The following is a 24,114-nucleotide window of genomic DNA, read 5'->3' as shown; positions in this document are numbered from 1 at the left end:
ATGTTGCGGCATTTAGCGTTGATTATGGACGGCAATGGCAGGTGGGCGAAACAACGCCTAAAACCGCGCATTTTTGGGCATAAAGAGGGGGCGAAAAAGCTAAGAGAAATCACGGAGTTTTGTGCCAAAAGTGGAATCCAATATCTAAGTCTTTATGCGTTTTCTACGGAGAATTGGAAGCGTCCCAAAGCAGAAGTGGAATACCTGATGAATCTCTTAGGGGAGTATTTGATACGCGAAAAAACTACTTATTTGCGTTCTAATATTATCTTTAAAAGTATCGGGGATATTAGCGCATTAAGTGAGGAGTTGCAACAAAAAATCCAATCGTTAGAGGCGCAAACGCAGGAACAATGCAATGGAATGACGCAGATTCTAGCGTTAAATTATGGAGCAAAGGACGAGTTAAGACGCGCTTTTGTGCGTTTAATGGAGGGTGGAATCGCGCCAAATGAGCCAAATCAACTAAGTGAGCAAGATATTTCCTGCGCACTAGATACTAGCAAAATCCCAGAAGTAGATATGCTCGTGCGCACAGGCGGTGAAATGCGACTTTCTAACTTTTTGTTGTGGCAGAGTGCTTATGCGGAGTTATTTTTCACGCAGACTTTGTGGCCTAGTTTTAGCGTAGAAGAGTTGGAAGCTATGATGGTAGAATTTCACCAAAGAGAACGCAGATTTGGGGGATTGTGAGGATTCTGCAATGGAATCTAAAAGCAAATTTAGGCTTTAAGATTCCTACTGCGTCATTGCGAACGAAGTGAAGCAATCCACACTTAGAATCTCGCATTCAATCACAATCCTAACCAAAGCCTAATGCAAAACTCACAAACAAGAAAAGGTAACCTTGATTTTCTCTAAAACAAGTTTTAGGAAAATCTTTCCTTATTGCCTGTTCGCTTTCATTAGGCTTTGTCTTTGTGAGGCAAAGCCTAGGTAATCCATAATGTGGAATCTCACAATGACAGGCTAATTACTTTCATTGCTCACGAGGAAGCGTTGGGGTTTCTCATTATGGATTGAAAAGAAGTTTTGAAAGATTTGCGCTCTGTTTTGCAATCTAGCAAAAGAGCGCGAAAGGTTTGCAATGTTTTGTAAGGAAAGCAACTTAGAATCCAAAGAATCCTTTAGATTCCAAAGTTTAGAATCCCAATTTTGGAATCCTAAGCGTAGATTCTATAAATCCACGCTTAGAATCCTTAAAAATTAAAGTCAAAGTAATGCAAAACTCACAAACAAGAAAAGGTAACCTTGATTTTCTCTAAAACAAGTTTTAGGAAAATCTTTCCTTATTGTCTGTTCGTTTTCATTAGTCTTTACCTTTTTGTCATTGCGAGGATTGCAATGACGAATGGAGGATTTGTATTTTACGCTTCGTTCGCAATGACTGCGCCACCTCTCTCGCCCCTCGCAATGACGACTAGGCAATCCACACCTTAGCGATTGTTCCTAACTATTGTTTAAGTTGGAGCAAGGTGTTTAGGATTTGGTCTGAAGTCGTAACAGACTTAGAGCTTGCTTGGAATCCTCTTTGCACGACGATAAGCTGTGTGAGACCGCGACTTAAGTCGGTGTTACTCATTTCTAGCTTAGACGCTTCAATACTTGCTCTACCGCCTGTCCCTGCTGCGCCTATTGTCGGACCGCCGGAGTTTGGAGATTCTGCATACAAGTTGTTGCCACTCTCTTGTAAGCCCTCATAGTTGGCGAAAGTTGCCACAGCGACTTGCGCTAAAGCTAAGTTTTGTCCATTGTCAAAGATTCCTATCATTGTCCCTGTGCCATCGAAATAGAAGTCTTTGAGCATACCTGAAGCATAACCATCGCCTCCTACTTCATTGGCTTGAGATTCTGCGGCAGTAGAAGTCAATCCGTCATAGCCTCCGCCTGTCCCGAAGTCTAAGTTAATAGCTTGTGGGAATCGCGCCCCATTGTTTGGTTTAAACTGAATGGTTGAAGGGTTGAATCCCAAAAGTTCACCTTGCTCACCAAAGGTTACATTTCCGCCCTCTAAGATGTTTGGTCTCTGTGCTGTTGCGCCTAGCAACTCTGCAGGTTCAGGCACGGTGATACGCCAATTCCATTGGTTTCCTTGCACTTTGGTAAATTCAATCTGCATTTCGTGTTTGTTACCCAAACTATCAAAGATTTCCACAGTTTGCCCATAAGTCGCCATTCTGATTCCGCCTGTGCTTGTAACATTTCCGCCTTCTACTAGCACACCTGTGTTCATTCCTTTCATCACGGTTTTGAAAAGCACATTGGTAGTGTTAAGCGCGTCATTGTAGCCTGAAACGAAAATGTTTAGGTTGTCATAAGTCGCTTGAGTGCCTCCGGGTGTCCAAGCTGCTCCTGTGGTCAATCCGTCTTGTTTGTTGTTGATTTCAAATTGTCCAGAGTTATTCAAAACTACGCTCACGCTATAATTACTTTGTCCAAAACCTGCAGCAATTCCCGCTGCTGCTGCTGCGGAATCTCCACCAAATGCTTTGACTTTGTTTGCATCTTGTTGGATTACTGCTCTTAAATCTTCAGTAGTGCGGAATTGTCCAGAGGCAGAATCCGCATCGGTTTGTGTGGTATAGATATATTTAAACGCAGTGGTTACGGTTTGGCTATCTTGCAAATTATTACCTGTGCCATCAATATCGAAGCCGCCGCCGCCGAAGATTCCATTATCAAAGCCTGTGGCGATAATGTTTTTGTTGCTTCCATTGCCATCTAGTTGGTTGAGGTTTTGTAGAATCAACATTCCATTTTGCGTAAGGGCTTCAACCCCTGTTTTGTCTTTTAGATTGTTAATTGCTACTTGAGCAGCCAATAGATGTGAAGAACCAGAAACTGCCGCGTCATTTGTCCAAGTAATGGTTTGCCCATTGATGGTAACAGTGGTAGTAACTGCACCTGCTGCTGGATTGCCTAAAGCAATTCTTGCAGAAGTTGCGGTTTGATAACTTACCCAAATCCCTTGTCCTTCTTGAAGCATTAAGGCTTCACCGCTTGCGTCAAACATTACGCCCATATCTTGTTCTACTTCAAGTTGTTTGTCTTTGGTATCATAGATTCTATCTAATCCACCGGCGATATAGTTGTTTGCTGCTGTGCTATCCAATGGGCTGGGGCAAGTGATGTTTTCTGTTTTTCTACCGCTCGTGAGGTTGATATTGCCTGTTACATTAGCAGTTGCTTTCGCTGGGATTGTCATACGCGGGTCAATCGTGATGTTGCCTACCGGACCTGTGGAATCTACGCGATTGATAGAGCCACTACCACAAGAACAACCTAGATTAGAGAGGTCTCTCACCCAACCTTGCACGATAAAACCGCTTGTAGTAACGAGATTTCCCACCGCGTCAAAGCTAAACGCGCCATCACGCGTATACATTCTAGTATATCCGCCGTTGTTACTCACAACAAACATACCATTCCCACTAAGTGCTAAGTCCGCTTTCCTATCTGTGTTTTGCATAGAACCTTGTGAGAAAACCTTAGTCGTTGTATTAATGCTTGTTCCAAGTCCTACGGAGTAGTCATTCACCCCACCATATCCTGCATAAGGAATCGTAGCGGAACGGCGAGTTTGGCTTACCATTGTAGAGAAGTCCGCACGCGCGTATTTAAAACCATTGGTATTAACATTGGCGATGTTGTTAGATTCTACATCAAGGGCAACTTGATGCGCCTGCATACCGCTTACACCTGACCATAATGATCGTAACATTTGCAATCCTTTAGAAAAGTATTTGCAAAAGCTAAAGCAAGTATTGTTCCACTTTTGGGATTTTAGGTTTTGAAATTTTGGATTTTTGGTGTTTGGGTTGCAGTTTAGGGTTTTTGTTTTGAGTGTTGGGGATTTGGATTTGGATTTCGCGGAATCCCAAGTCGTCATTGCGAAGAATAAAGCAGTAGCTAATGCTTCATTGCGATTTCACCCCGCCGTCATTGTGAGTGAGCAAAGCGAACGCGGCGCACACTGCGTTAGCAGTTTGCCCACACTTGCAAATCCATAGTCCAAAGTCTCGCCTTTAAGATTCTACATTTAAAAATGCGAGGCAAAAGAAGGCTATCTTAATTGCCCCATTCCTGCAAAATTGCAACAATGGGGCAAATTTTTCCTTACTGCCTCTTGATTTTCAAATGTAGAATCTTACAATGACGCAATATTCGCCATTTCGTCATTGTGTGGAACGAACGCAGTGAGAAATATGGCAATTCACGCTTTAATACGCTAAAAAAGTTACTATGGAATTTTTATAAGAATATTGAATGGGTTAAGGATTTGGTAGCGGGGGGCGGATTTGAACCACCGACCTTTGGGTTATGAGCCCAACGAGCTACCGGACTGCTCTACCCCGCGATGAAAATTTATAAAAGATTATAAATTAAAGAGAAGTTTAATAAGTGGCTGGGGTACAAGGATTCGAACCTCGGAATGGTTGGACCAAAACCAACTGCCTTGCCACTTGGCGATACCCCAATGAATTTAAAAGCGGAATTATAGCCTTTTTATTTTAAAATGTCAATATGTTAAAAACTTTTTGTGAATTTGTGCTATACTAAGCCCTTAAATCAATAAAACTTAAAGGTTTATCAATGCAAAATGAAGTATTTTTACGCGTAGAAGCGGCAATTAATGCGATTAAAAATGGAGAAATGATTATTGTAATGGACGACGAAGACCGCGAAAATGAGGGCGATTTGGTTCTTGCTGGAATCTTTAGCACACCGGAGAAAATTAACTTTATGGCGCAAGAAGCGCGAGGATTGGTTTGCGTTTCTATTACAAAAGAAATTGCGACAAAGCTTGATTTGCCTCCAATGGTGAGTCAAAACAGTTCCAATCACGAAACTGCTTTCACGGTTTCCATTGACGCGAAAGCCGCTAAAACCGGCATTTCAGCCTATGAGCGGGATTTGACTATCAATCTTATGTGTAAGCCCAACGCCAAACCAGAGGATTTTGTCCGACCCGGACATATTTTCCCACTTATCGCAAAAGAGGGTGGAGTGTTAGAACGCACAGGACACACAGAAGCGAGTATTGATATTTGCACTCTTGCGGGGCTAAAGCCGGTGAGTGTGATTTGTGAGATTATGCGAGAAGATGGGCAAATGGCAAGAAGAGGGGATAAGTTTCTAACCGAGTTTGCGCAAAAGCACCATTTAAAGATTCTTTATGTTTCGGATTTGATTGAATATCGTTTGCAGTTTGAGCAACTGATTCAAAAAGTCGGAAGCACAAAGTCTGAATTTTTGGGTGCGAGAGTAGAAAAAGTTCAATTCCAAGACCATTTGGGCAGAATCCACACTGCCTTTGCGTTTGGCAATCCCAAGATTCCTCTTGTGAAATTTCATATCGTCAAAGAAGACTTGGAGCTTTTTGAGAATCAAAATGCGTTTAATGGGCTAATTTATGCGGTTGAAAAGCTGAAAATTGAGGGCGGGTATTTGGTGTTTTTAAAAACCCGCGATAGTCGTGATATTAAAGGGTTAGGGATTGGTGCACAGATTCTAAAGGCTCTTGAAATCAAGGATTTTAAGCTTTTGAGTGTCTCACAGGTTGATGAGTCAGAATATAGTGCTTTGAGCGGTTTTGGGCTTAAGATTTTAGAAAGAGTGGAAGTGTAGGGATTCTACAATACAGAATCCAGCCCTTGCGTCATTGCGAGCGCAGTGAAGCAATCCATAGTCTAAAATCTCGCCCTTAAAGATTCCATTGTAGAATCTCATTTAAACGAAATATTATAGATTGCCACGAGATTCTAACGAATCTCTCGCAATGACGAAAGCACTATTTTAACGATTTCGTGCAATGGCGCGGTGGCTATACCTCGTTCCTTGCGGGATTCTATTATTTACTTTCGCGCCTATATCGCCCAATCCAAACATACAAAGCAATGCCAAAGAAGACAAAAACAATCAGCCCAAAAGTAATCCAATGCAAATATTCTTTTAAAAGTTCTTCGTTTTGCCCCAAAAAATAGCCAAGCGTGGTTAGAATCGCAATCCAAATCCCCGCACCTAAAGTTGTAAAAAGGCAAAAACGCGCAAGTGGCATTCTGCCAAGCCCTGCAGGAAGCGAAATGTATTGTCTCACGACAGGAATCAAGCGTCCGCTAAAGGTGGAGATATGCCCGTGTTTGGCAAAGAATGTTTCCATTTTTTCCATTGTTTTTGCGTCAAAAAACACATATTTGCCATATTTTAAGAGAATCTCACGCCCCAAAAATAAAGCTAAATAATAATTTAACAAAGCCCCAAAAAGTGAGCCCAATATCCCACAAAGGATTACAAGAAAGAAGTTCATTTCGCCCAAATGCGCTAAATATCCCGCCGGTATCATCACAACTTCGCTTGGAAATGGGATAAAGCTACTTTCTAAAAACATTAGAAAAAAGATTCCAAAATATCCAAAAGTATTAATGGATTCTACTAATAAATGAAGAATTGTTTGCAAAATTTCCCCACGAATCAAAAAATTAATTAAGATTATAACCAAAATAAGCTATAATCGCAGAATTTTAACTTAAATTTCAGATTCAAAATCTAAGGGGTAAAAGTGGCGAAGAACAAATGTCCAGCTTGTGATTGTCCTCAAGGCGTTCCGTTGTGGCTTGGGACTTATGGAGATATGGTTACTCTGATTCTTACCTTTTTTATTTTGTTGCTTTCTATGGCGACCTTTGATACACAGCGAATCGCACTTGCTATTGGCTCATTGGAGGGTTCTTTGGCGGTTCTTGAAAAGGGTTCGCAAACGCAGATTAATCCCCCTGCACCTATTAAAGCTACGCCAATGGAAACAGAAGTTGAAATGGATAATGTTGTTAATATTTTTGCAAGTTTGATTACTGATTATAATGAAGTCAATAGAATCTCTAATGGACCCGCAGTAGAGCTAGAAGAAGCCGAAAAAGGCGTGATTATTAGGATTCCAGACGCGCTGCTTTTTGAAAGTGGCAGTGCGGTTTTGCAAAATCCAAGTGGAATCGCACTCATAAAGCGGCTTTCAATGGAGTTTGCAAAGCTCCCCAATGCCGTGCTTATCAAGGCAATAGGACATACCGATAATACGCCTTTGCGGGAGGATTCTCTCTTCGCGGATAATTTAGAATTATCCCTTGCGCGCGGCGTGAATGTAGCGGATTTAATCCTTGCGCAAGGAGTTGCAAAGTCGCGTGTAATGGGTGGAGGAGAGGGAGAATTTTCTCCGATTGCTAACAACGAGATTCCCTCAATGCGTGCCAAAAATAGACGCGTGGATTTATATGTTTATAGTGTGGGCGAAGATTTGTCTTCTGCGATGGAAAGCCTCACAAAAGTTACACCTTAAAGCCATTTCAAGGATATTTTGTTGAATCGGAATCCCAAAAAAGAAGTGATAAAATCCCAAGCAAATTTATCAGAATCCAAATCTGCTTCCAATGCTCAAAACACTATTGATTTGCTTTTTGAAGGCGTGATCAAGTTCAAAGAAGAAAATTTTTTAGCCTATAAAGAATTGTTTGAAAATCTTAAAAGTGGGCAGAATCCTCACACGCTTTTTGTGGGTTGTGCAGATTCGCGTGTCGTGCCAAATTTGATTACAAATACTTTGCCCGGAGAGCTTTTTGTGGTGCGCAATATTGCTAATATCGTGCCACCTTATCGCGCGGCAGATGAATATCTCGCGACGACTTCTGCGATTGAATATGCTTTAGAAGAATTAGAGGTTGAAAACATTATCATCTGTGGGCATTCGCATTGTGGAGGTTGTGCGGCACTTTATGAGGAATCGCCGCATTTTGTGAATATGCCAAATGTTAGAAATTGGCTAAAACTCATTGAATCTGTTAAAACACAAGTGCTATCACTTAACCCCAAAACAACGGCAATGCGCGCGTATTTGACAGAACAAATCAATATTGAGCGTCAGATTATGAATCTCTTTACTTATCCAAAAGTCAAGGAAAAATACCTCGCACGCACCTTAAATCTCTATGGTTGGCATTATATTATAGAAAGTGGGGAAGTCTATAATTATGATTTTAAGAGACACGAATTTAATTTATTAAAAGGATAAAAATGATAATAGTTGCAGGACCATGCGTTATAGAAAATGATGAGATTTTAGAGGAGATTGCAGAATCTCTAAAACCTCTTAATGAAAATCCAAAGATTGATTTTTATTTCAAAGCAAGTTTTGACAAGGCAAATCGGACGAGCTTGGAATCCTATCGCGGACCCGGACTTGAAAAAGGGCTAGAATCTCTAGCAAAAATCAAGGCAAAATTTGGCTATAAATTGCTTACAGATATTCACGAAACGCACCAAGCCGCTCCTGTTGCGGAAGTTGTAGATATTTTGCAGATTCCGGCGTTTTTATGTCGGCAAACAGACTTGATTGTCGCTGCGGCGCAAACTAATGCAGTGGTAAATATCAAAAAGGGGCAATTTATGAATCCCACCGATATGAAATATTCTGTGCTAAAAGCCCTTAAAGTGCGCGCAAAAGCCAAAAATGAAGTGGTAGAAGAGGCGACTTTGGAAAACGCCTTGAAATACAAGGTGTGCTTAACAGAGCGTGGCAGTAGCTTTGGCTATGGAAATTTAGTTGTGGATATGCGCTCACTCGTGATTATGCGTGAGTTTGCCCCCGTGATTTTTGACGCAACCCACGCAGTGCAAATGCCGGGTGGTTTGAATGGTAAAAGCGGGGGCGATAGTCGCTATGCGCCGATATTAGCTCGTGCCGCAGCGGCAGTTGGGATTGATGGGTTGTTTGCTGAAGTGCATTGCAACCCTAAAGCCGCGCTAAGTGATGGTCCCAATATGCTAAAGCCTAAAGAGATTTTAAATCTTGCTTGGCAGATTTTAGAGATTCAATCTTTAATAACAAAGGAAAATTATGCAAATCATTGAGGGAAATTTATCCTTACTTGGCGATGAGAAAATCGCAATTATTTCAAGTCGTTTCAATCATTTAATTACAGATAGATTAGTAGAGGGTGCGAAAGACTGCTTTTTGCGCCATGGAGGTAGAGAGGAGAATCTCGCGCATATTTTAGTGCCGGGTGCTTTTGAGATTCCTTTTGCTTTAGAAAAAGTCCTTGCACAAGGAGATTATGATGGCGTTTGTTGTTTGGGGGCAATTATACGCGGTGCAACTCCGCATTTTGACTATGTTAGCGCAGAGGCGACAAAAGGAATCGCTAATGTTACGATTCGTTACGGCGCAGCGGTAACCTTTGGTGTGCTAACCACAGATTCCATTGAACAAGCGATTGAACGCGCAGGAACGAAGTCGGGCAACAAAGGCTTTGAATCTATGGCAAGTTTGATTGAATTGATTAATCTTTATCGTAAGATTGGGGCATAAATGGCGACAAGAAGTCAAGTGCGTGAAGTGGTTGTGCAGTTTTTGTATGCCTATGGTAGTGGAAATGACGGAATCTCAAGGTTTATTGATGAGATTTTAGAGGAACACAAAATTAAAAATGCACAAAAAACTTTCGCGCTTAACTTGTTTTCTGGCGTGGTTGAAAATTTAGGAATTTTAGATTTGCGCATTACGCATCAGCTTACGGGTTGGGATTTTGCGCGTATTGGTGAAGTAGAACGAGCGATTTTGCGCTTGGGGGCTTATGAGATTGTTTTTAGCAAAACAGACCAAGCAGTCGTGATTAATGAAGCATTGGAGATTGCCAAAAATTTCGGCTATGAGCTATCAACGAAGTTCATCAATGGTGTGTTGGATGGAATCGCAAAAAATCGTGAAACACCAATGGAACAAATCAAAGAATCCTTGAAACAACAAAAAGTTGTAACAGAGGCGTTAGAGATTCCTCGCGCACAAGAAGATTTGAAAGAATCTAAACCCAAATCTTACAAAAAACCGCAGAATCAAGTTGCAAAACCTAAAGCAAAATATCCCTCTAAAAATAACTCCAAAGAATCCAAAAAAGATTTCAAAGTGCGCAAAACTCCGCAAAAAAGCAAAAAGAGCGTTTAATCCATAGCGTTATGAGAGATTCTGTATTATGGATTGCTTCGTTCGCTTTGCTGCCTCGCAATGACGAAAGGGCGAGATTCTACTACTGCATCATTGCGAGAATTGCAATGCGATTTGTCGCAACCCTGTGTGCCTTTTAATGAGGGTGCAAGGGTTTTATCAATGAGATTCAAACATTTTTTATGATTTTAAGGCTATGATTCTAGTAAATTTAATCCAAATTTTGATAAATGGATTAAAAGGAGGATTAATGAAACTTTGTGTTGCGTTGGATTTGCCAAGTGCAGAGGAGAATCTAGCCCTAATGGAATCCCTAAAAAGCAAGGATTATTTATGGGTTAAGGTAGGGTTGCGTAGTTTTATCCGTGATGGGGCGGCGTTTTTGGAGCAAATCAAAGCAATCAATCCGCTTTTTCGTATTTTTTTGGATTTAAAACTTTATGATATTCCTAACACAATGGGTGATAGCGTAGATGAGATTGCAAAGCTTGGTGTGGATATGATTACGATTCACGCAAGTAGCGGTAGAGAGGCAATGTGCGAGGTTGTAGAACGACTTAAGAAAACCCCGAATCCCCCTTTGATTATGGCGGTAACTGCATTGACGAGCTTTGATGAAAAGGGATTTTTTGAGATTTACCATACAGGATTAGAAACACAAGTGTTGGAGTTTGCGAGGTTGGCAAAAGAATGCAAACTTAATGGTGTGGTGTGTTCGTGTGCAGAATCCAAAACGATTAAGGAACAGCTTGGTGCGGAGTTTTTGACGCTCACACCCGCGATTCGTCCTTTTGGTGAAAGTAGCGGAGACCAAAAACGCGTGGCAACGCTAGAGGACGCAAAAGAGGCGCAGAGTGATTTTATCGTTGTAGGGCGTCCGATTTATAGGGCGCAGAATCCAAAGGTGGTCGTAGAGGAGATTTTAAGAGAGATTTAGAGGATTCCTAGTGAGTAATCAAGGATTCTACTACTGCATCATTGCGAGGAATGCAACGCAATTCGTGGCAATCTACAATATAGAATCTCGCTTTTAGAGACTCCATTGCAACACTTTTTTGGTATGCAGTATTATAGATTTGCAAGTGTGGGTGAAGCTTGTTTCACAAATTGCACACTACGAGATTGATTCTAGCGAATCTCTCGCAATGACGGCGGATTTGTTTTACTGCATCATTGCGAGGCTAAGCCAAAAAGCAATTTATAATGTTTGGATTCAAAGGGATTCTCTTGTCATAACGCAGTAGTTGAGCCTCTCCCTATGCTTCTTTTTCAAACTTCGTGGCTCTTAGTTTGTCTTTTTCTTCTAACTCTGCAAACTTTACCATATCTTCTACGCTTTGGATTTTGTATAAATCCGAAGCGATAAGCGTAGTATCGTCCCCTTTGGTTAAGACAAAGCCGATTTTGCCACTTTTAAACATTTCTTTTTGGATAAATTCTATGCCCAAATCTGCCAAAGATAAGACTTCATTGTATGTTTGCACTCCTATTTGCATGAAATCCAGCTTATTAAGTTCTTCATCGCTAAGGCTTGTAGTCTCACTCATTATGCTTGTTTGTTCGCCCTTGCTCGTTACATTAAACTCCCCATCACTGACATATAAATCCTCAAAAGCAACCTCTATGCTCCTGCCGGAATCAAATTTGAATGTAATCATTCCATTATCATTGAGCTTCATCGCCACCACAGAGTCTGTATCTTGAAGCGCGTTAGCGTATTTGGTAGCAGTTACCGCATTATTTAGCCCATTATAAAACTCATTAAACTTCTCTTCGCTAAACTTCATTCCGGTAATGGTTTGAAACTCGCGTTCTATGGCAAGTTTGTTGCCCCCGCCATAATAGTCTTGATACATAGCCGCAAAGCGTTCTTTTTTGTCTATAATATAATTTTTACTTAAGTCTCCATTACGCCCATCATAGGCATTAAATCGTAACACTTCTAGCCTATCTACGCCGTTGATTCCCTTTTTGTTGTAGGCAAGATTTAAGGAGTTCATAAGGTCGCCATAGACTAATTGTTCTAGCCCACCCTCATCTCTGTAAGTTTTTCTAAAGTCTATCCAACCACTCTCATCGGCGTTATTTTTAAACATTTCTCTAAAATTTTTTTGTTGCTCCTCATTGATTTGCTTATAGCTTAATTCAGGGCGAAAAAGAGAAGTGCCATTTTGTTTTGTATCGACAAACTGCGTTAAATCTAGCGAATTATACAAATCAGTGAGTTTCAAAACTATTTCTTCGCCACTAGAGTTATAGCCTCTAAGCTTGATTTTATCAAAGAAATCATCATCAGAATTTAAGATTCCGTCTTGATTAATATCTAAATTAATCAACTGCCCGACATAATCCAAGCTCCCCACGCTGTATAGGTCATTATCATCGTCCAAATCCAAAAATACTTCCATTTGCCCCACAGGCGTATCTAGGTATTTGCTCACTCCTTTGGCGTTAAAATAGCTTGGCATTGCTCCAGCATTTTCAATCTCCCTATCTTCAGAGTATGTAGCATATCCAGAGAAGTTATATTGCATTTCTTTTGTTAATGAGTTGTGTGTAACGCTAGTAGAATGCAAATTTTCAGTAAAATAATTTAACTTTTGGGCATTTAAGCCATAGTTGGATTGAAGCCCAACCCCTTCAACCAACTTAGAATGCAAACCCAAAATATTATCAACACGCGCCTTTGTTTGCGCTATTTTGGCTTCGCGTTCTTCCTGTGCTTGTGCTTCTGCGGCTCTAGCTTCTGCGATTTTATTCTCGCGTTGTGGCGCGTTTGCCTTATAATCTTGCAAGATTTTTTGGTCTAGTTTAATTGTGGTAGCATTCTCTACTTCTAGCTTCGTGGGGATTGGTGTTGCGACTTTGCCTATCATTGTTTCTCCTTAATTTTTTACTCTAAAATCTACTGCAAGAATATTGCCTGTGGCGTCATCATAATAAATATCAAAAAATACCAAACTACTCCAAGGATATAGATTCCCTCCTCTTGCACCTTTTTTACTTTAAAGCGCACTTTTGCTTTCCTTCGGGAAATTTTGTAACGCTTTTTTCGCTTCTACTCCGCTTAAAGGCTTACTGATTTGCATTTTGGATTCTGTTTGCGCATAAAGTAACGCACCAAAAACACTAGCAAACACTAAAGCAAATATAGCTTTTTTAGCATTTTCTCCTTCTTTGTAATTATAAAATATCTTTATTATATCGGATTTCTTACAAAAAAGTTAAGAGAATGAGGGAAATATCGTGGAATCCTTTTGAGCAAGATTCTACTGCCGCAAAAGTAACACACAAAATATGTAAAAACTCAAATTAAGATTCATTAAAATTCAAATTTCTAAATAATAAACTTTATTAATTAAAAATTTTATGCTATAATTTCAACTTAAATTTTAAAACTAGAAAGGATTTGTTGATGAGACAATACGAAACTTATAAATGCCAAAAATGCGGCAATGAAGTAGAAGTGCAAAATGTCGGTGGTGGCACACTTAGTTGTTGTGATGCAGAGATGACCTGTATTACCACAGATTTAACCGCAGTAAATTTGATGAAAGCTTTTGCGGGTGAATCCATGGCGCGTAACAAATACGATTTGTTCGCTGATGTAGCGCAAGAAGAGGGTTGGCATAGAGTTGCTGCGCATTTTAAAGAAGCGGCAGAAAACGAAAAATGGCATGCAAGAGCGGAGTTTAAAGCGTATCATAAAATCGTAGATGGCAAAGAACTAGAAATCACTGCGAAAAACTTGCTTATCGCCGCAGAGGGTGAAAACTATGAGCATACAACTATGTATCCAAATTTCGCTAAAATCGCAGAAGAAGAGGGCAAAAAAGATATTGCAAGACTCTTTACAGCTATTGGCAAGGTAGAAGTAGAGCATGAGAGAGAGTATTTAGAGCTCAAAAAAATGCTTGATGAAGAGGGATTCTTTGAAAGCGGAGAAGAAGAAGTTTGGGTTTGTGAAATCTGTGGGCATATCCATAGAGGCAAAAAAGCTCCCGGCGCATGTCCGCTTTGCAAAGCTTCACGCGAATACTTCAAGCGCGAATTTTTGGGCTAAATCCGCGTCAAGCCAAAGCCTTTTGGGCTTTGGGATTCTTTATTTATGATTCAATTTTCTTTTTGTTTGCTTTTTGTTAATGAAACCTAAAAAAGCTTTGGGTAAAATGACATTTTTAAATTTTGATTTTAGGGAAAAATATGAATCCAATACGATTTTTTATCCGCAATATTATAAAGGGATTCTGTAGTTTTTTTGTTACGATTGTTTTGTTGATTGCTTATGGGAGCGCGTGTGCGGTTGCGACATTTGTAGAAAATGATTTCGGCACTTCTAGTGCTAAAGCATTGATTTATGGTGCTTCTTGGTTTAATTTGTTGCACTTGCTTTTAGTGTTGAATCTCATTGGTGTTTTGGTGCTTTCTCGTGCTTGGCAGCGTCAAAAATACGCTTCTTTGTTGTTCCACTCTGCTTTGGTTGTGATTTTTGTCGGTGCAGCCATTACGCGCTATTATGGCTTTGAAGGTGTAATGCACATCAGAGAGGGAGAGAAGAGCAATATCATAGAATCGCAAGAAGAGTTTATCACGATTTTAGCCAAAAAGGACGAGACTCTTTATCGTGCTATTTTTCCCACTACAATCACGCCTTTAGTGCAGAAAAAATTTAATCAAACATTGCCTTTTGAGCAAGATGAATTGTTGGTGCAGTATTTAAACTATATCCCAGCGGTGGATAAAATGGATAGTGATAGACTGCAAGTAGAAGTGAGATTCAAAGGAGAGAGCCAACAGATTGAATTAACAAAAAACACACATGGAGAAACGACGATTCCTTTTGTGCTTGGCGGAATGAGATTCGCATTAGAATGGGGTAGCAGAATCGTATCTTTGCCCTTTTTTATAGAATTAAAAGATTTTCAACTTGACCGCTATGCGGGTTCTATGAGCCCTTCTTCTTATGCTTCGGAGGTTGTTGTGATTGACCCTGCAAACAAAGTAGAAAAGCCTTATAAAATCTTTATGAATAATGTTTTAGATTATGGGGGATTCCGCTTTTTTCAATCTTCTTATGATTTAGACGAGGGAGGCACGATTCTATCCGTAAATCGCGACCCAGGCAAGATTCTAACCTATATTGGCTATACCATGCTAGTGATTGGGCTTTTGTGGGAATTTTTTGCTAAAAATGGAAGATTTGTGCGCTTAAGTGCTTATCTAAAATCGCAAAACTTAGCGATTGTATTCGCGCTTGGATTGGGCTTTGGTAGCTTACCTGCTGTGGCGGATTCTGCACTTACACAAAATACGCAAAGTGTGGAATCCCATAGTGCGCAAAATATAGAATCCCAAAATGCAATTTCAAACAATCCTCACACGCAAGAAGAAATAGAAGCTATGATTCCACCAATCACAGAAGAGAGTGTTTTGGATTTGATTAAGAATCTTAAAAGCAAAAGTGGCGCACATTCGCAAAAATTTGGAAGACTTTTAGTGCAAGATTTTGGTGGGCGCGTGAAACCTGTGGATACTTTGGCTATGGAATATGTGCATAAAATGACAAAAAAGAATGACTTTTTGGGGTTAAAACCTATGGAGTTGTTTTTGGGAATGATGGTTTATCCTGAAGAGTTTAAAAAAGTCAAAATGATTGCAATTTCTACCCCAAAATTAAAAGAAGTTATTGGAGTGAGTGAGGGAGATAAGCATATTGCTTTTGAGGATTTGTTTGTGGGGGATACTTATAAACTCACAAACTTCCTAGAAGATGCCAATCGTAAAAAACCCGCAATGCGGGATAAGTTTGACAAAGATGTTATTAGTGTAGATGAGCGCGTGAATGTCGCGTATTTGATTTATACGGCACAAAGTTTGCGAATCTTGCCAAGCTTTAGTAGTGAAGAGAAAAAATGGTTTGCCCCAAGTGATGCGATTGCTAGTTTTGATGCGCAAAGCGCAGAACAGCTGCAAAAACTCTTTGGAGCTTATTTTAATAGTTTCCATTATGGCTTGGTGGAAAACAAATGGGAAAATGCAGACTTGGCACTTGAAGCGTTAGAGAAGATTCAGCACAAATTTGGCGCAGATTTGATTCCATCGCAATCACGCCTTGATTTGGAAATATTTTTGAATCATTTTAATGTGTTTGAAAACCTTATGCCAATTTATTTGATTTGCGGAATCTTGCTTTTTGCAGTTGTTCTCGTGCAAATTTTTAGACGCAAAAAAGTAGATATTGGGGCAAGTCGTTTGCTTTATTGGGTAATTTCACTTGCGGTATTTTGCCATGCAGTCGCACTTGGAATGCGTTGGTATGTCGGAGGACACGCACCTTGGAGTAATGCCTATGAATCTATGATTTATATCGCTTTTGCTGCGGGAGTTGCTGGGGTTGTGTTTTTCAAAAAGAGTTATTTGGCGCAGAGTTTGGCGAGTTTTCTAGCTGGAATCTCACTTTTTGTTGCACATTTAGGATTTATGGACCCACAAATTGGCAATCTTGTGCCGGTGCTAAAGTCTTATTGGCTTAATATCCATGTTTCTATTATTACTGCAAGTTATGGATTCTTGGGGCTTTGCTTTATGCTTGGCGCACTCACTTTGTTTTTGTTTATTTTCAGAGATGAAAAATATCCTGAATTAGACCGCACGATTCTTACTTTGCACACAATTAATGAAATGGCGATGATTTTAGGACTTGCCATGCTAACAATCGGGAATTTCTTAGGTGGTGTTTGGGCGAATGAATCGTGGGGAAGATATTGGGGGTGGGACCCTAAAGAAACTTGGGCTTTAATTTCTATTGTTGTGTATATTATCGTATTGCATACGAGATTTATCCCCAAAGGCGATAATCCTTATGTTTTTGCGGCACTTAGTGTTGTGGCGTTTTATTCTATTTTGATGACTTATTTTGGGGTGAATTTTTATCTCTCTGGATTGCATTCTTACGCAGCTGGAGACCCTTTGCCGATTCCTGTATTTTTGTATTATTTTGTTGGTTTTACGATTCTACTTATTGTTTGTGCGGCTAAGAAAGGAGATTTGGCGTCTCCTAAGCTTCCCTAAAACGCATATTCTTGTGCAATCCTGCAAAGATTCAAGACTTTTAAGTGTGAATTATTCATTTTTTTGCTATAATCCACACTTATTTTTTAATCTGTAAAGGGCGATATTCTATGTCTGTAATCATTGGTATCAAAGCAAAAGGTGCAGTTTATGATACACAAAGTGCGGAAGAATTGGGATTAGAGGGTGAGCCGATTTATTTTGATAATTCCGAAGATTCACTTGCTATCATGCGCCACACTTGTGCGCACTTAATGGCAGAAGCAATCAAATCACTTTATCCTGAAGCGCAATTTTTCGTAGGTCCTGTGGTAGAAGAGGGATTTTATTATGATTTTCGCATTGCTAAAAAAATTGGCGAAGAAGATTTGGCAGCCATAGAATCTAAAATGAAAGAAATCGCTAAAAAAGGCGAAAAAGTCGTCAAATATCACCTAAAACGCGAAGAAGCTATTGTGAAATTTCAAAACGACGATTTAAAACAAGCAGTGATTAGCAGGATTCCATTGGGAGATGGGACTTTGAGCATTTATTCGCAAGGAGATTTTGAAGATTTGTGTCGCGGTCCACACTTACCAACTTTGAAATTACTTAATGCCTTTAAACTTACCAAGATTGCAGGGGCTTATTTAGGCGGTGATGAAAAGGCAGAAATGCTCACAAGAATCTATGGCATTGCTTTTGCAGACAAAGAATCCTTAAATACTTATTTGCGACAATTAGAAGAGGCGAAGAAGCGCGATCATCGTAAAGTGGGTATGGAAATGGAGCTTTTCACCTTTGATGAAGAGATTGGAGCGGGATTGCCGATTTGGTTGCCCAAAGGTGCTAGATTGCGCAGGAATCTTGAAAATCTTCTCACCCAAGCTTTAATTGAACGAGGATACGAGCCTGTGCGTGGTCCTGAAATCTTAAAAAGCGCAGTTTGGAAAACTAGCGGACATTATGCAAATTATGGCGAAAATATGTATTTTACAACGATTGATGAGGTAGAATATGGCATTAAGCCTATGAATTGCGTGGGACATATTAAGGTTTATCAAAGTGCATTGCGTAGCTATCGTGAATTGCCTTTAAGATTCTATGAATACGGCGTGGTGCATCGCCACGAAAAAAGTGGCGTGTTGCACGGATTGTTGCGTGTGAGGGAATTTACACAAGATGATGCACATATTTTTTGCCGTCCAAGCCAAATCGCAAGTGAAGTAAAAAACATCATTGATTTTACGCAAAAAATTATGAATGCTTTTGATTTTACTTATGAAATGGAAATTTCCACGCGCCCCGAGAAGTCTATCGGTAGTGATGCGGTATGGGAAGAGGCGACAGAAGCTCTTAAGAGTGCATTAAATGAATGTGGCATTGCTTATAAGATTGATGAGGGCGGAGGGGCGTTTTATGGTCCTAAGATTGATATTAAAATCACCGATGCGATTGGGCGTAAATGGCAGTGTGGCACGGTGCAGATTGATATGAATCTACCCGAACGATTTGATTTGGCTTATACCGATGAGAATAATACTGCGCAGCAGCCTGTGATGATTCACCGCGCAATTTTGGGAAGCTTCGAGAGGTTTGTCGCGATTTTGACAGAACATTTTGGCGGTGAATTTCCATTCTTTGTTGCACCAACGCAAGTGATTATTATCCCTATCAATGAAGCACAAAATGCCTATGCTAGGGAATTACGCAATATGCTTTTAAAAGTGGGCGTATATGCCGAGATTGAAGACAAAAACGAAACACTCAATAAAAGGATTCGCAATGCAGAGAAGCAGAGAGTTCCGATGATTGCAGTATTGGGTGCTAAAGAAATGGAAGAAAGAAAAGTAGCAGTGCGCAATCGTCGCACAAAAGAACAATCTGAAATCAGTTTTGATGATTTTATCCAATTAAATAAGGAGAAAATGCGTGAGGTTAGCTTTTGAGTAAGAATGACGATATAGTCCTCAATGAGGAGATAGATTTTCCACAAATTCGCTGTGTAGGAGATGATGGTGAGCAATATGGGCTAATTAGCTCGGAAGAGGCTTTGAAGATTGCTGATAGCAAGGGATTGGACTTGGTGTTAATAGCGCCCGATGCTAAACCACCTGTTTGTAAGATAATGGATTATGGGAAATTCCGCTATCAGCAAGAAAAGAAACAAAAAGAAGCGAAGAAAAAACAAAAACAGATTGAAATCAAAGAGATTAAGCTTTCTGTTAAAATTGCGAGCAATGATATTAACTATAAAGTGAAACACGCAAAAGAGTTTTTAAAAGAAAATAAACATGTGCGATTCCGCGTATTTTTGCGTGGGCGTGAAGTCAGCGAACCTCAAGCCGGTTTTGAAGTGTTAAACAAAGTCGCTTCAATGCTTGAAGAAGTTGCGAATATTGACAGAGACTACAAAGTAGAGGGTCGTTATGTCAATATGCTTGTAACACCTAAAAAATAATTTATCTTATGAAAGGAGAGAAGCAATGCCAAAGATGAAAACAAATCGTGGTGCAGCAAAGAGATTCAAACTCAAAAAAAATCTCATTAAACGCGGTTCAGCTTTTAAAAGTCATATTTTGACTAAAAAGCGTCCAAGAAAAATTGCGAATTTGAATGCGCCAAAATATGTTCATGATGCCAATGTAGAGTCAGTTAAAAAACTGCTTTGTATGGCGTAAGTAGAAGTTTCATACATTAAGTATGTCATTCCCCAATTTTTTGGGCAAGTTTGGTAGTAATACCACACCACAATATGGTAAAGGATTAAAATGGCAAGAGTGAAAACAGGTGTAGTGCGCAGAAGACGCCACAAAAAAGTTTTAAAACTAGCGCGTGGATTTTACAGCGCAAGACATAAACATTTTAGAAAAGCAAAAGAGCAATTAGAGAGAAGTTTATGTTACGCATTCCGTGATAGAAAACAAAAGAAAAGAGACTTCAGAAAGCTTTGGATTGTCCGAATCAACGCGGCTTGCAGAATTAATGCAATCAGTTATTCAAGATTTATGTTTGGACTTAAAAAGGCTGGAATTGCATTAGATAGGAAAATCTTAGCAGATATTGCAATGAATGAGCCTACTGCATTTGCAAAAATCGTTGAAAGTGCCAAAAAAGCACTCTAAATGGTAGGATTCCTTAGGGGGAATCCTAGCTTCTTTTAAAATTTGAATTTTTTCCAATTAACACAATTTGTTTGTCTAGATAGGTTTATTTGAAAGGATTTTTATGTTAAAAAGATTTGTTTTTATGCTTTGCTTTGGTGTGTTTGGCGTAGCGAATGCAGAAATGCTCATCAAGCAGAATCTAAGTGTAAGCGTAGAAGTAGAAGCCACCAAGTATGTTAGCTTTATTAGTGTTAGTGGTAATGAGGCTTTAAGAAAACTCAAAACTTTAAATGTAAGTGATAAAAATGCAATCATTAAAACTTACAATAATATCAATGAATTTTTGGGTAAAGAAAGCATTTGCAAAGGCGGGAGTTTCGAGATTCAACCTATTTATGAATACAAAAACAACCAAAGAATCCAAAATGGATTCACAAGCAATTATAGTTTAAATTGTGAGTTTTTTGAAGCACAAAAAGAGGATTATGATAAGATTCTTCGCAAAATTGAAAATGAAGTGCAAAAAAATCCCTATTTGCTTTTTGCGCTTCCTAATGTTGAAAAAGTATTGGATGAAAAGTCGCTGACAACTCTTGATGAGCAACTCAATGTTAAATTGCTAGAACTCGCCTTGCAAAAAGCCAAAGAATATTCAAATCTTTCGCGCCACAAATGCACGATTAAGGAAATCAATTTAGGTGCTTTTGCGGAGGAAGTGGCAGTGCCTACAATGAGAAAAATGAATTTAAGTATGGCAAAGAGTGAGGCGCAAGATTTGGCAAGTGTGAGTTTGCCAACTGCTAAAAATACTCAAAAAACAGCGCAAGGGAATGTGGTTTTTAGTTGCCGCTAAATTAACAAGGAATGTTAGGTTTAAAAGGGATTCTGTGGGTTATAGAATCTTTCGAATCCCTTAAGGATTTCATTTTTTATTAATTGCAAAAGATTACAAATGTGAGCGTTTGCTTCATTTGTGAGATAATAAACCAATAAACGCTTCTTTGATGTGTCCTCTAAATACTTAAGCCTCAAGTAAACCAAGTCTAGTAAATCCCAATAGAATCCTAAAGCTGCTTGCCAATAGTTTGGTCATCTAGGTGTTTTTTGCGCACTAGATCAATAATAGCTTGTTCTCTTGAATTGGCGCGTTTGCAATGGTTTTTTTGAAACCAATCTGTTACTTTTATTACGATTTTTGCCCAGCGTTTATCGCGTTCTCTCCACGCGTGAGAAGAGACGGATTCCCACGCATAGCCATTAAATAGAGTTGCATTGACAAAATGATCTAAAGCACGCACTCCTTGTCGCACGCGCGAAACTTTGCCAAAAGTCCCAACGATTACAATCAACAAATAGCCAATAATCATCAGTGGCACAAGTGCGCAAAGCAATATCGTTCCTGCTAATTTTTCTTTCATCAATCTTTTCTTCTTGTAAATAAAATCTGCATTCCATTGGCGGAACGAATCGTAAGTCTTCCCACGACATCAGGCACGAAGCCTTCTTGTAATTTAAGCTGATAAGTTCTTAAAATATTCGCCAAAATCAAAATCGCCTCTTGCATTGCAAACCCTTGCCCAATGCAAATGCGTTCTCCCATTCCAAAAGGCAAATAAGTGTCTTTTAGAATCTTGTCTTTTTCTTCAAAACGATTCGGATTAAATTCGTGAGGCTTATCCCAATAACTTTCGTGTCTTTGAATCAGCCAAGGAGCGACCACGATGCCAGAACCCTCTTGAATCAGTTTATTTTGAATCTTTACTTCTTCGTTGGCAGTTCTTGCAAAAAATCCAACAGGCGGATAAAGACGCAAGGATTCCTTGAAAATATTAGCAACATACTTTAACTTCCTAATATGCTGTAAATTCAGCTTCTCATCTCCAGCGATGGAATGAATCTCTTGATAAGCTTTTTCTTGCTCTTTTGGTGAAATGCTTAGGATATACAAAGTCCAAGTTAGCGCACTTGCGCTCGTTTCGTGTCCTGCTAGAAACAACATCGCGACTTGATCTAAAATCTCTTCAAAGCTAAAGCGTTTGCCACTTTGTGGCTCTACTACTTCTAGCAAAGAAGCCAAAATATCTTCGTATCCTCCCTCTTTATTGTTGCTTACTGCGTCATAGCGCGGTTTAATAATATCTGCCAAAACTTGCCGAATTGTATCTCCAGCTTTTTTGCGTTTGCGCTCACCCAATAGATAGGAAATCCATTCAGGAATGCAAAACATTTTGCGAATCGCAGTATGCACGGTTTGTTCCTGAAACACCACAAAAGCATCTAAAACCTTTTTGCCCTTTTCCTCATCTAGCCTTTGGGATAGAATTGTGCGAAAAATCACATCAGCCGTTACAAAAGTCATCACTTCGTCAACTTCTATCATCGCTCCATTAGGATAACAAGAGAGTTTTTGCATCATTTCATCTACTGCCTCGCTCATTAGTCCAAATACTTTTGTAATACGCGCTTGTTCGAAGCTTGGACGCAAAAGTTCTCGCTGTTTGCGCCACACTTCACCATTGGTGGTGAAGATACTCTCTCCAAGCAAAGGCTTGAGGAGTTGGTGTAGCCAATTGCTTTTGGGGAATTTTTGCACTTCATCTACCATAATGCGCCGCACATCTTTTGGGTGGTTGGCGATATATAAATCAAAGCCGGGCATTTTGACTTGTCCGGATTTCATCTTGTAGCTTTTTTCATAAAGCCCATCAAGCCAAGAGCGTCTTTTTAAGAAAAATGTCGTTAGCAAACTCGCCTTGTTTTTGTGCGGTTTAGGAAAAAATGGACATTGCCCCATTAAATCGCTCCTATTTTGGATTCTAAAGTATTTTTGCCACCAATAAAATTAAAAAAATCATATTTGCCCAAAATTTCATTGGCATATAAATATAAAAAATGCGCTAAATACCAATTATAGCGAATTTTTTTATAAGTTTGTGGAGTAAAAAGCTGATGGAATCTTGGAGAAAGAAATTTTGGCTTAAAGTTGGCTTGGATTCCAGAAGCACAAAAGAAATCCACCATTGGAAAACAAGCACCATCAATCTTGGAAGTAAAATCAAACCAAACAAGCGGCACACTTCCAAGTGCATGTAAATCTTCCTTGAAAGTCTCGCAAGTTTTTTGAAAACTCACAAGCGGGATACATTGCCCAAGAGTTAGAATCTTAAAACAAGCCAAATTGAGATTCTGCTTTTGCGCAATTCTCACGACCCTCGCGGCAACTCCTACTGCCAAAATCGTCCCTACACTATGCGAACATAAAATCAATTCATAATTTTTCGTTGTTTGATTTTTGTGCAAAACCTTCAAAATCGCATTGCTAAAATCCTCTATCAAGCCTTGCGATTCTATGATTTTCCCTGTCGCGTATTTTGCACAAAACGCGTAAATATTGGACAACCAAAACACCGCGAATTTTTTGCCTCCATACAAAATTATCTTCGTAAGTCCCCATACGCAAACCAAAGCGCAAAGAATCGCGGCAAAAAGATTCCAACTTGCTACGATTTGATACAGATGATAGATTCCAACAAAACCAAGCGCATAGCTTAAGCAAAAATATAGAATCGGATACAAACCCGCAATAAGTTGCGTTTTGGATTCTTTGATAAAAATTCTAAGAATGCCTGAAAACACATATTGCTTCACACAATAAGCAAAATCATAAAGAAAATCCAACAGGCTTTTTGCCCAATATTTTTGGACGATTTTATCCCATTGTAAGAAATGATAATGGACTGCTGATTGTGAACTAGAAATTACACAATAAGGAATTTCACCCTCTTGTGTGCAAGGCGAAATGCTCAAATCTAATCCATTAAGTTGATTTTGTTTGTAGAGATTCCGTTTTAAGAGTGCATAATAATAGCGATAGCTGCGTGGGTCATAACCTGCTAGATAAAATACATCTTTTTGATTTTCCATTTTTAAACTTTCTTAATCTCTTATCGCAATTTTTTATTTCGC

General features: G+C 39.5%; 27 protein-coding genes and 2 tRNA genes. 18 read left to right on the top strand and 11 right to left on the bottom strand.

Translation table 11 applies throughout. The features are described from left to right. Positions 1-693 (top strand): di-trans,poly-cis-decaprenylcistransferase, encoded by a 693-nt coding sequence (locus LS69_RS02455; RefSeq protein ID WP_138121819.1) that lies wholly within the window; start codon positions 1-3, stop codon positions 691-693. 394 nt (positions 694-1,087) lie between these two features. Then, positions 1,088-1,210, top strand: a complete 123-nt coding sequence (locus tag LS69_RS11045; protein WP_275050952.1) for a hypothetical protein — start codon at positions 1,088-1,090, stop codon at positions 1,208-1,210. A gap of 2 nt (positions 1,211-1,212) precedes the next feature. On the opposite strand, the gene LS69_RS02450 is transcribed toward LS69_RS11045, so the two are convergent. Together LS69_RS02450 and flgE are read right to left on the bottom strand one after the other, a co-directional pair. After that, positions 1,213-1,428, bottom strand: coding sequence for a hypothetical protein (locus LS69_RS02450; RefSeq protein WP_138121818.1), 216 nt, complete (start codon positions 1,426-1,428; stop codon positions 1,213-1,215). 25 nt (positions 1,429-1,453) lie between these two features. Beyond that, the gene (gene flgE / locus LS69_RS02445) at positions 1,454-3,721 is read right to left on the bottom strand and encodes a flagellar hook protein FlgE (protein ID WP_138121817.1); all 2,268 of its coding nucleotides are present in this window, start codon (positions 3,719-3,721) and stop codon (positions 1,454-1,456) included. An 88-nt stretch (positions 3,722-3,809) separates the two neighbouring features. On the opposite strand from flgE, the gene LS69_RS02440 reads away from it, so the two are divergent. Beyond that, positions 3,810-4,010 (top strand): hypothetical protein, encoded by a 201-nt coding sequence (locus LS69_RS02440; RefSeq protein WP_138121816.1) that lies wholly within the window; start codon positions 3,810-3,812, stop codon positions 4,008-4,010. A 270-nt stretch (positions 4,011-4,280) separates the two neighbouring features. Here LS69_RS02440 and LS69_RS02435 read toward each other — a convergent pair. Together LS69_RS02435 and LS69_RS02430 are read right to left on the bottom strand one after the other, a co-directional pair. Next, positions 4,281-4,357 (bottom strand) — tRNA-Met (locus tag LS69_RS02435). Positions 4,358-4,402: 45 nt separating this feature from the next. After that, positions 4,403-4,477: transfer RNA gene (locus LS69_RS02430), tRNA-Gln, on the bottom strand. Between the two features lie 116 nt (positions 4,478-4,593). Here LS69_RS02430 and LS69_RS02425 point away from each other — a divergent pair. After that, positions 4,594-5,628, top strand: coding sequence for a bifunctional 3,4-dihydroxy-2-butanone 4-phosphate synthase/GTP cyclohydrolase II (locus LS69_RS02425; RefSeq protein WP_138121815.1), 1,035 nt, complete (start codon positions 4,594-4,596; stop codon positions 5,626-5,628). 223 nt (positions 5,629-5,851) lie between these two features. Here the strand turns inward: LS69_RS02425 and LS69_RS02420 are convergent, their stop codons facing one another. Then, a complete protein-coding gene (locus tag LS69_RS02420) occupies positions 5,852-6,457 on the bottom strand; it encodes a DedA family protein (protein ID WP_138121814.1) in 606 nt (201 codons plus the stop codon). 102 nt (positions 6,458-6,559) lie between these two features. Here LS69_RS02420 and LS69_RS02415 point away from each other — a divergent pair, with 102 nt between their 5' ends. The 5 genes from LS69_RS02415 (at position 6,560) to nusB (ending at position 9,991) form a co-directional block, all read left to right on the top strand. Then, on the top strand, positions 6,560-7,333 hold the full coding sequence (locus LS69_RS02415) for a flagellar motor protein MotB (RefSeq protein ID WP_138121813.1): 774 nt from the start codon (positions 6,560-6,562) through the stop codon (positions 7,331-7,333). Positions 7,334-7,438: 105 nt separating this feature from the next. Next, positions 7,439-8,062 carry a carbonic anhydrase gene (locus tag LS69_RS02410; RefSeq protein WP_138121948.1) on the top strand — a complete coding sequence of 208 codons (624 nt, stop codon included), beginning with the start codon at positions 7,439-7,441 and terminating at the stop codon, positions 8,060-8,062. A gap of 2 nt (positions 8,063-8,064) precedes the next feature. Beyond that, on the top strand, positions 8,065-8,901 hold the full coding sequence (gene kdsA, locus LS69_RS02405) for a 3-deoxy-8-phosphooctulonate synthase (RefSeq protein WP_138121812.1): 837 nt from the start codon (positions 8,065-8,067) through the stop codon (positions 8,899-8,901). Next, positions 8,888-9,358, top strand: a complete 471-nt coding sequence (gene ribH, locus LS69_RS02400; RefSeq protein ID WP_138121811.1) for a 6,7-dimethyl-8-ribityllumazine synthase — start codon at positions 8,888-8,890, stop codon at positions 9,356-9,358. Before kdsA ends, ribH begins: the two co-directional genes overlap by 14 nt. Further along, on the top strand, positions 9,359-9,991 hold the full coding sequence (nusB, locus tag LS69_RS11150) for a transcription antitermination factor NusB (RefSeq protein WP_138121810.1): 633 nt from the start codon (positions 9,359-9,361) through the stop codon (positions 9,989-9,991). Positions 9,992-10,017: 26 nt separating this feature from the next. Here nusB and LS69_RS10315 read toward each other — a convergent pair whose 3' ends face one another. Beyond that, a complete protein-coding gene (locus LS69_RS10315; protein ID WP_194145381.1) occupies positions 10,018-10,164 on the bottom strand; it encodes a hypothetical protein in 147 nt (48 codons plus the stop codon). 77 nt (positions 10,165-10,241) lie between these two features. Here LS69_RS10315 and pyrF point away from each other — a divergent pair, with 77 nt between their 5' ends. Both pyrF and LS69_RS02385 read left to right on the top strand, forming a co-directional pair. Then, positions 10,242-10,928: an orotidine-5'-phosphate decarboxylase gene (gene pyrF, locus LS69_RS02390; RefSeq protein WP_138121809.1), complete on the top strand. Its 687-nt coding sequence runs from the start codon at positions 10,242-10,244 to the stop codon at positions 10,926-10,928. A 145-nt stretch (positions 10,929-11,073) separates the two neighbouring features. Continuing rightward, positions 11,074-11,235: a hypothetical protein gene (locus LS69_RS02385; protein WP_194145380.1), complete on the top strand. Its 162-nt coding sequence runs from the start codon at positions 11,074-11,076 to the stop codon at positions 11,233-11,235. A gap of 12 nt (positions 11,236-11,247) precedes the next feature. Here the strand turns inward: LS69_RS02385 and LS69_RS02380 are convergent, their stop codons facing one another. Next, the gene (locus tag LS69_RS02380; RefSeq protein WP_138121807.1) at positions 11,248-12,867 is read right to left on the bottom strand and encodes a hypothetical protein; all 1,620 of its coding nucleotides are present in this window, start codon (positions 12,865-12,867) and stop codon (positions 11,248-11,250) included. 129 nt (positions 12,868-12,996) lie between these two features. Continuing rightward, the gene (locus LS69_RS11040) at positions 12,997-13,131 is read right to left on the bottom strand and encodes a hypothetical protein (RefSeq protein ID WP_275050951.1); all 135 of its coding nucleotides are present in this window, start codon (positions 13,129-13,131) and stop codon (positions 12,997-12,999) included. Between the two features lie 275 nt (positions 13,132-13,406). On the opposite strand from LS69_RS11040, the gene LS69_RS02375 reads away from it, so the two are divergent. The 7 genes from LS69_RS02375 (at position 13,407) to LS69_RS02345 (ending at position 21,001) form a co-directional block, all read left to right on the top strand. Further along, positions 13,407-14,054 (top strand): ferritin family protein, encoded by a 648-nt coding sequence (locus tag LS69_RS02375; protein WP_138121806.1) that lies wholly within the window; start codon positions 13,407-13,409, stop codon positions 14,052-14,054. A gap of 140 nt (positions 14,055-14,194) precedes the next feature. Further along, the gene (gene ccsA / locus LS69_RS02370; protein ID WP_138121805.1) at positions 14,195-17,062 is read left to right on the top strand and encodes a cytochrome c biogenesis protein CcsA; all 2,868 of its coding nucleotides are present in this window, start codon (positions 14,195-14,197) and stop codon (positions 17,060-17,062) included. A 110-nt stretch (positions 17,063-17,172) separates the two neighbouring features. After that, the gene (gene thrS, locus LS69_RS02365) at positions 17,173-18,990 is read left to right on the top strand and encodes a threonine--tRNA ligase (RefSeq protein WP_138121804.1); all 1,818 of its coding nucleotides are present in this window, start codon (positions 17,173-17,175) and stop codon (positions 18,988-18,990) included. After that, complete coding sequence (gene infC, locus LS69_RS02360; RefSeq protein WP_138121803.1) at positions 18,987-19,502, top strand: translation initiation factor IF-3; 516 nt, start codon at positions 18,987-18,989, stop codon at positions 19,500-19,502. Before thrS ends, infC begins: the two co-directional genes overlap by 4 nt. A gap of 25 nt (positions 19,503-19,527) precedes the next feature. Then, complete coding sequence (gene rpmI, locus LS69_RS02355) at positions 19,528-19,722, top strand: 50S ribosomal protein L35 (protein ID WP_138121802.1); 195 nt, start codon at positions 19,528-19,530, stop codon at positions 19,720-19,722. 90 nt (positions 19,723-19,812) lie between these two features. Further along, positions 19,813-20,166 (top strand): 50S ribosomal protein L20, encoded by a 354-nt coding sequence (gene rplT / locus LS69_RS02350; RefSeq protein WP_138121801.1) that lies wholly within the window; start codon positions 19,813-19,815, stop codon positions 20,164-20,166. 103 nt (positions 20,167-20,269) lie between these two features. Further along, positions 20,270-21,001, top strand: coding sequence for an SIMPL domain-containing protein (locus tag LS69_RS02345; protein ID WP_138121800.1), 732 nt, complete (start codon positions 20,270-20,272; stop codon positions 20,999-21,001). Between the two features lie 211 nt (positions 21,002-21,212). Here the strand turns inward: LS69_RS02345 and LS69_RS02340 are convergent, their stop codons facing one another. The 3 genes from LS69_RS02340 to LS69_RS02330 are packed head-to-tail and all read right to left on the bottom strand — an operon-like array spanning position 21,213 to position 24,072. Then, a complete protein-coding gene (locus LS69_RS02340) occupies positions 21,213-21,566 on the bottom strand; it encodes a hypothetical protein (protein ID WP_138121799.1) in 354 nt (117 codons plus the stop codon). Beyond that, entirely contained in the window at positions 21,566-22,942 is a 1,377-nt protein-coding gene (locus LS69_RS02335; RefSeq protein WP_138121798.1) for a cytochrome P450, read from the bottom strand. Before LS69_RS02335 ends, LS69_RS02340 begins: the two co-directional genes overlap by 1 nt. After that, positions 22,942-24,072, bottom strand: coding sequence for a hypothetical protein (locus LS69_RS02330; RefSeq protein ID WP_138121797.1), 1,131 nt, complete (start codon positions 24,070-24,072; stop codon positions 22,942-22,944). Before LS69_RS02330 ends, LS69_RS02335 begins: the two co-directional genes overlap by 1 nt. Positions 24,073-24,114 lie beyond the last annotated feature (42 nt).

This window comes from Helicobacter sp. MIT 05-5294, assembly GCF_000765675.1.
In the GTDB taxonomy this organism is placed as follows: domain Bacteria; phylum Campylobacterota; class Campylobacteria; order Campylobacterales; family Helicobacteraceae; genus Helicobacter_D.
Note: the sequence above shows the minus strand (reverse complement) of the source record. Positions and strands in the feature narration are given on the sequence as shown.

Bases quoted from the DNA above. Each gene is read 5' to 3' on its own strand.
- LS69_RS02455 (WP_138121819.1), top strand. From the start codon at position 1: ATGTTGCGGCATTTAGCGTTGATTATGGACGGCAATGGCAGGTGGGCG.
- LS69_RS11045 (WP_275050952.1), top strand. From the start codon at position 1,088: ATGTTTTGTAAGGAAAGCAACTTAGAATCCAAAGAATCCTTTAGATTC.
- flgE (WP_138121817.1), bottom strand. From the start codon at position 3,721: ATGTTACGATCATTATGGTCAGGTGTAAGCGGTATGCAGGCGCATCAA.
- LS69_RS02425 (WP_138121815.1), top strand. From the start codon at position 4,594: ATGCAAAATGAAGTATTTTTACGCGTAGAAGCGGCAATTAATGCGATT.
- kdsA (WP_138121812.1), top strand. From the start codon at position 8,065: ATGATAATAGTTGCAGGACCATGCGTTATAGAAAATGATGAGATTTTA.
- ribH (WP_138121811.1), top strand. From the start codon at position 8,888: ATGCAAATCATTGAGGGAAATTTATCCTTACTTGGCGATGAGAAAATC.
- nusB (WP_138121810.1), top strand. From the start codon at position 9,359: ATGGCGACAAGAAGTCAAGTGCGTGAAGTGGTTGTGCAGTTTTTGTAT.
- pyrF (WP_138121809.1), top strand. From the start codon at position 10,242: ATGAAACTTTGTGTTGCGTTGGATTTGCCAAGTGCAGAGGAGAATCTA.
- LS69_RS02380 (WP_138121807.1), bottom strand. From the start codon at position 12,867: ATGATAGGCAAAGTCGCAACACCAATCCCCACGAAGCTAGAAGTAGAG.
- LS69_RS02375 (WP_138121806.1), top strand. From the start codon at position 13,407: ATGAGACAATACGAAACTTATAAATGCCAAAAATGCGGCAATGAAGTA.
- ccsA (WP_138121805.1), top strand. From the start codon at position 14,195: ATGAATCCAATACGATTTTTTATCCGCAATATTATAAAGGGATTCTGT.
- thrS (WP_138121804.1), top strand. From the start codon at position 17,173: ATGTCTGTAATCATTGGTATCAAAGCAAAAGGTGCAGTTTATGATACA.
- rpmI (WP_138121802.1), top strand. From the start codon at position 19,528: ATGCCAAAGATGAAAACAAATCGTGGTGCAGCAAAGAGATTCAAACTC.
- rplT (WP_138121801.1), top strand. From the start codon at position 19,813: ATGGCAAGAGTGAAAACAGGTGTAGTGCGCAGAAGACGCCACAAAAAA.
- LS69_RS02345 (WP_138121800.1), top strand. From the start codon at position 20,270: ATGTTAAAAAGATTTGTTTTTATGCTTTGCTTTGGTGTGTTTGGCGTA.
- LS69_RS02340 (WP_138121799.1), bottom strand. From the start codon at position 21,566: ATGAAAGAAAAATTAGCAGGAACGATATTGCTTTGCGCACTTGTGCCA.
- LS69_RS02335 (WP_138121798.1), bottom strand. From the start codon at position 22,942: ATGGGGCAATGTCCATTTTTTCCTAAACCGCACAAAAACAAGGCGAGT.
- LS69_RS02330 (WP_138121797.1), bottom strand. From the start codon at position 24,072: ATGGAAAATCAAAAAGATGTATTTTATCTAGCAGGTTATGACCCACGC.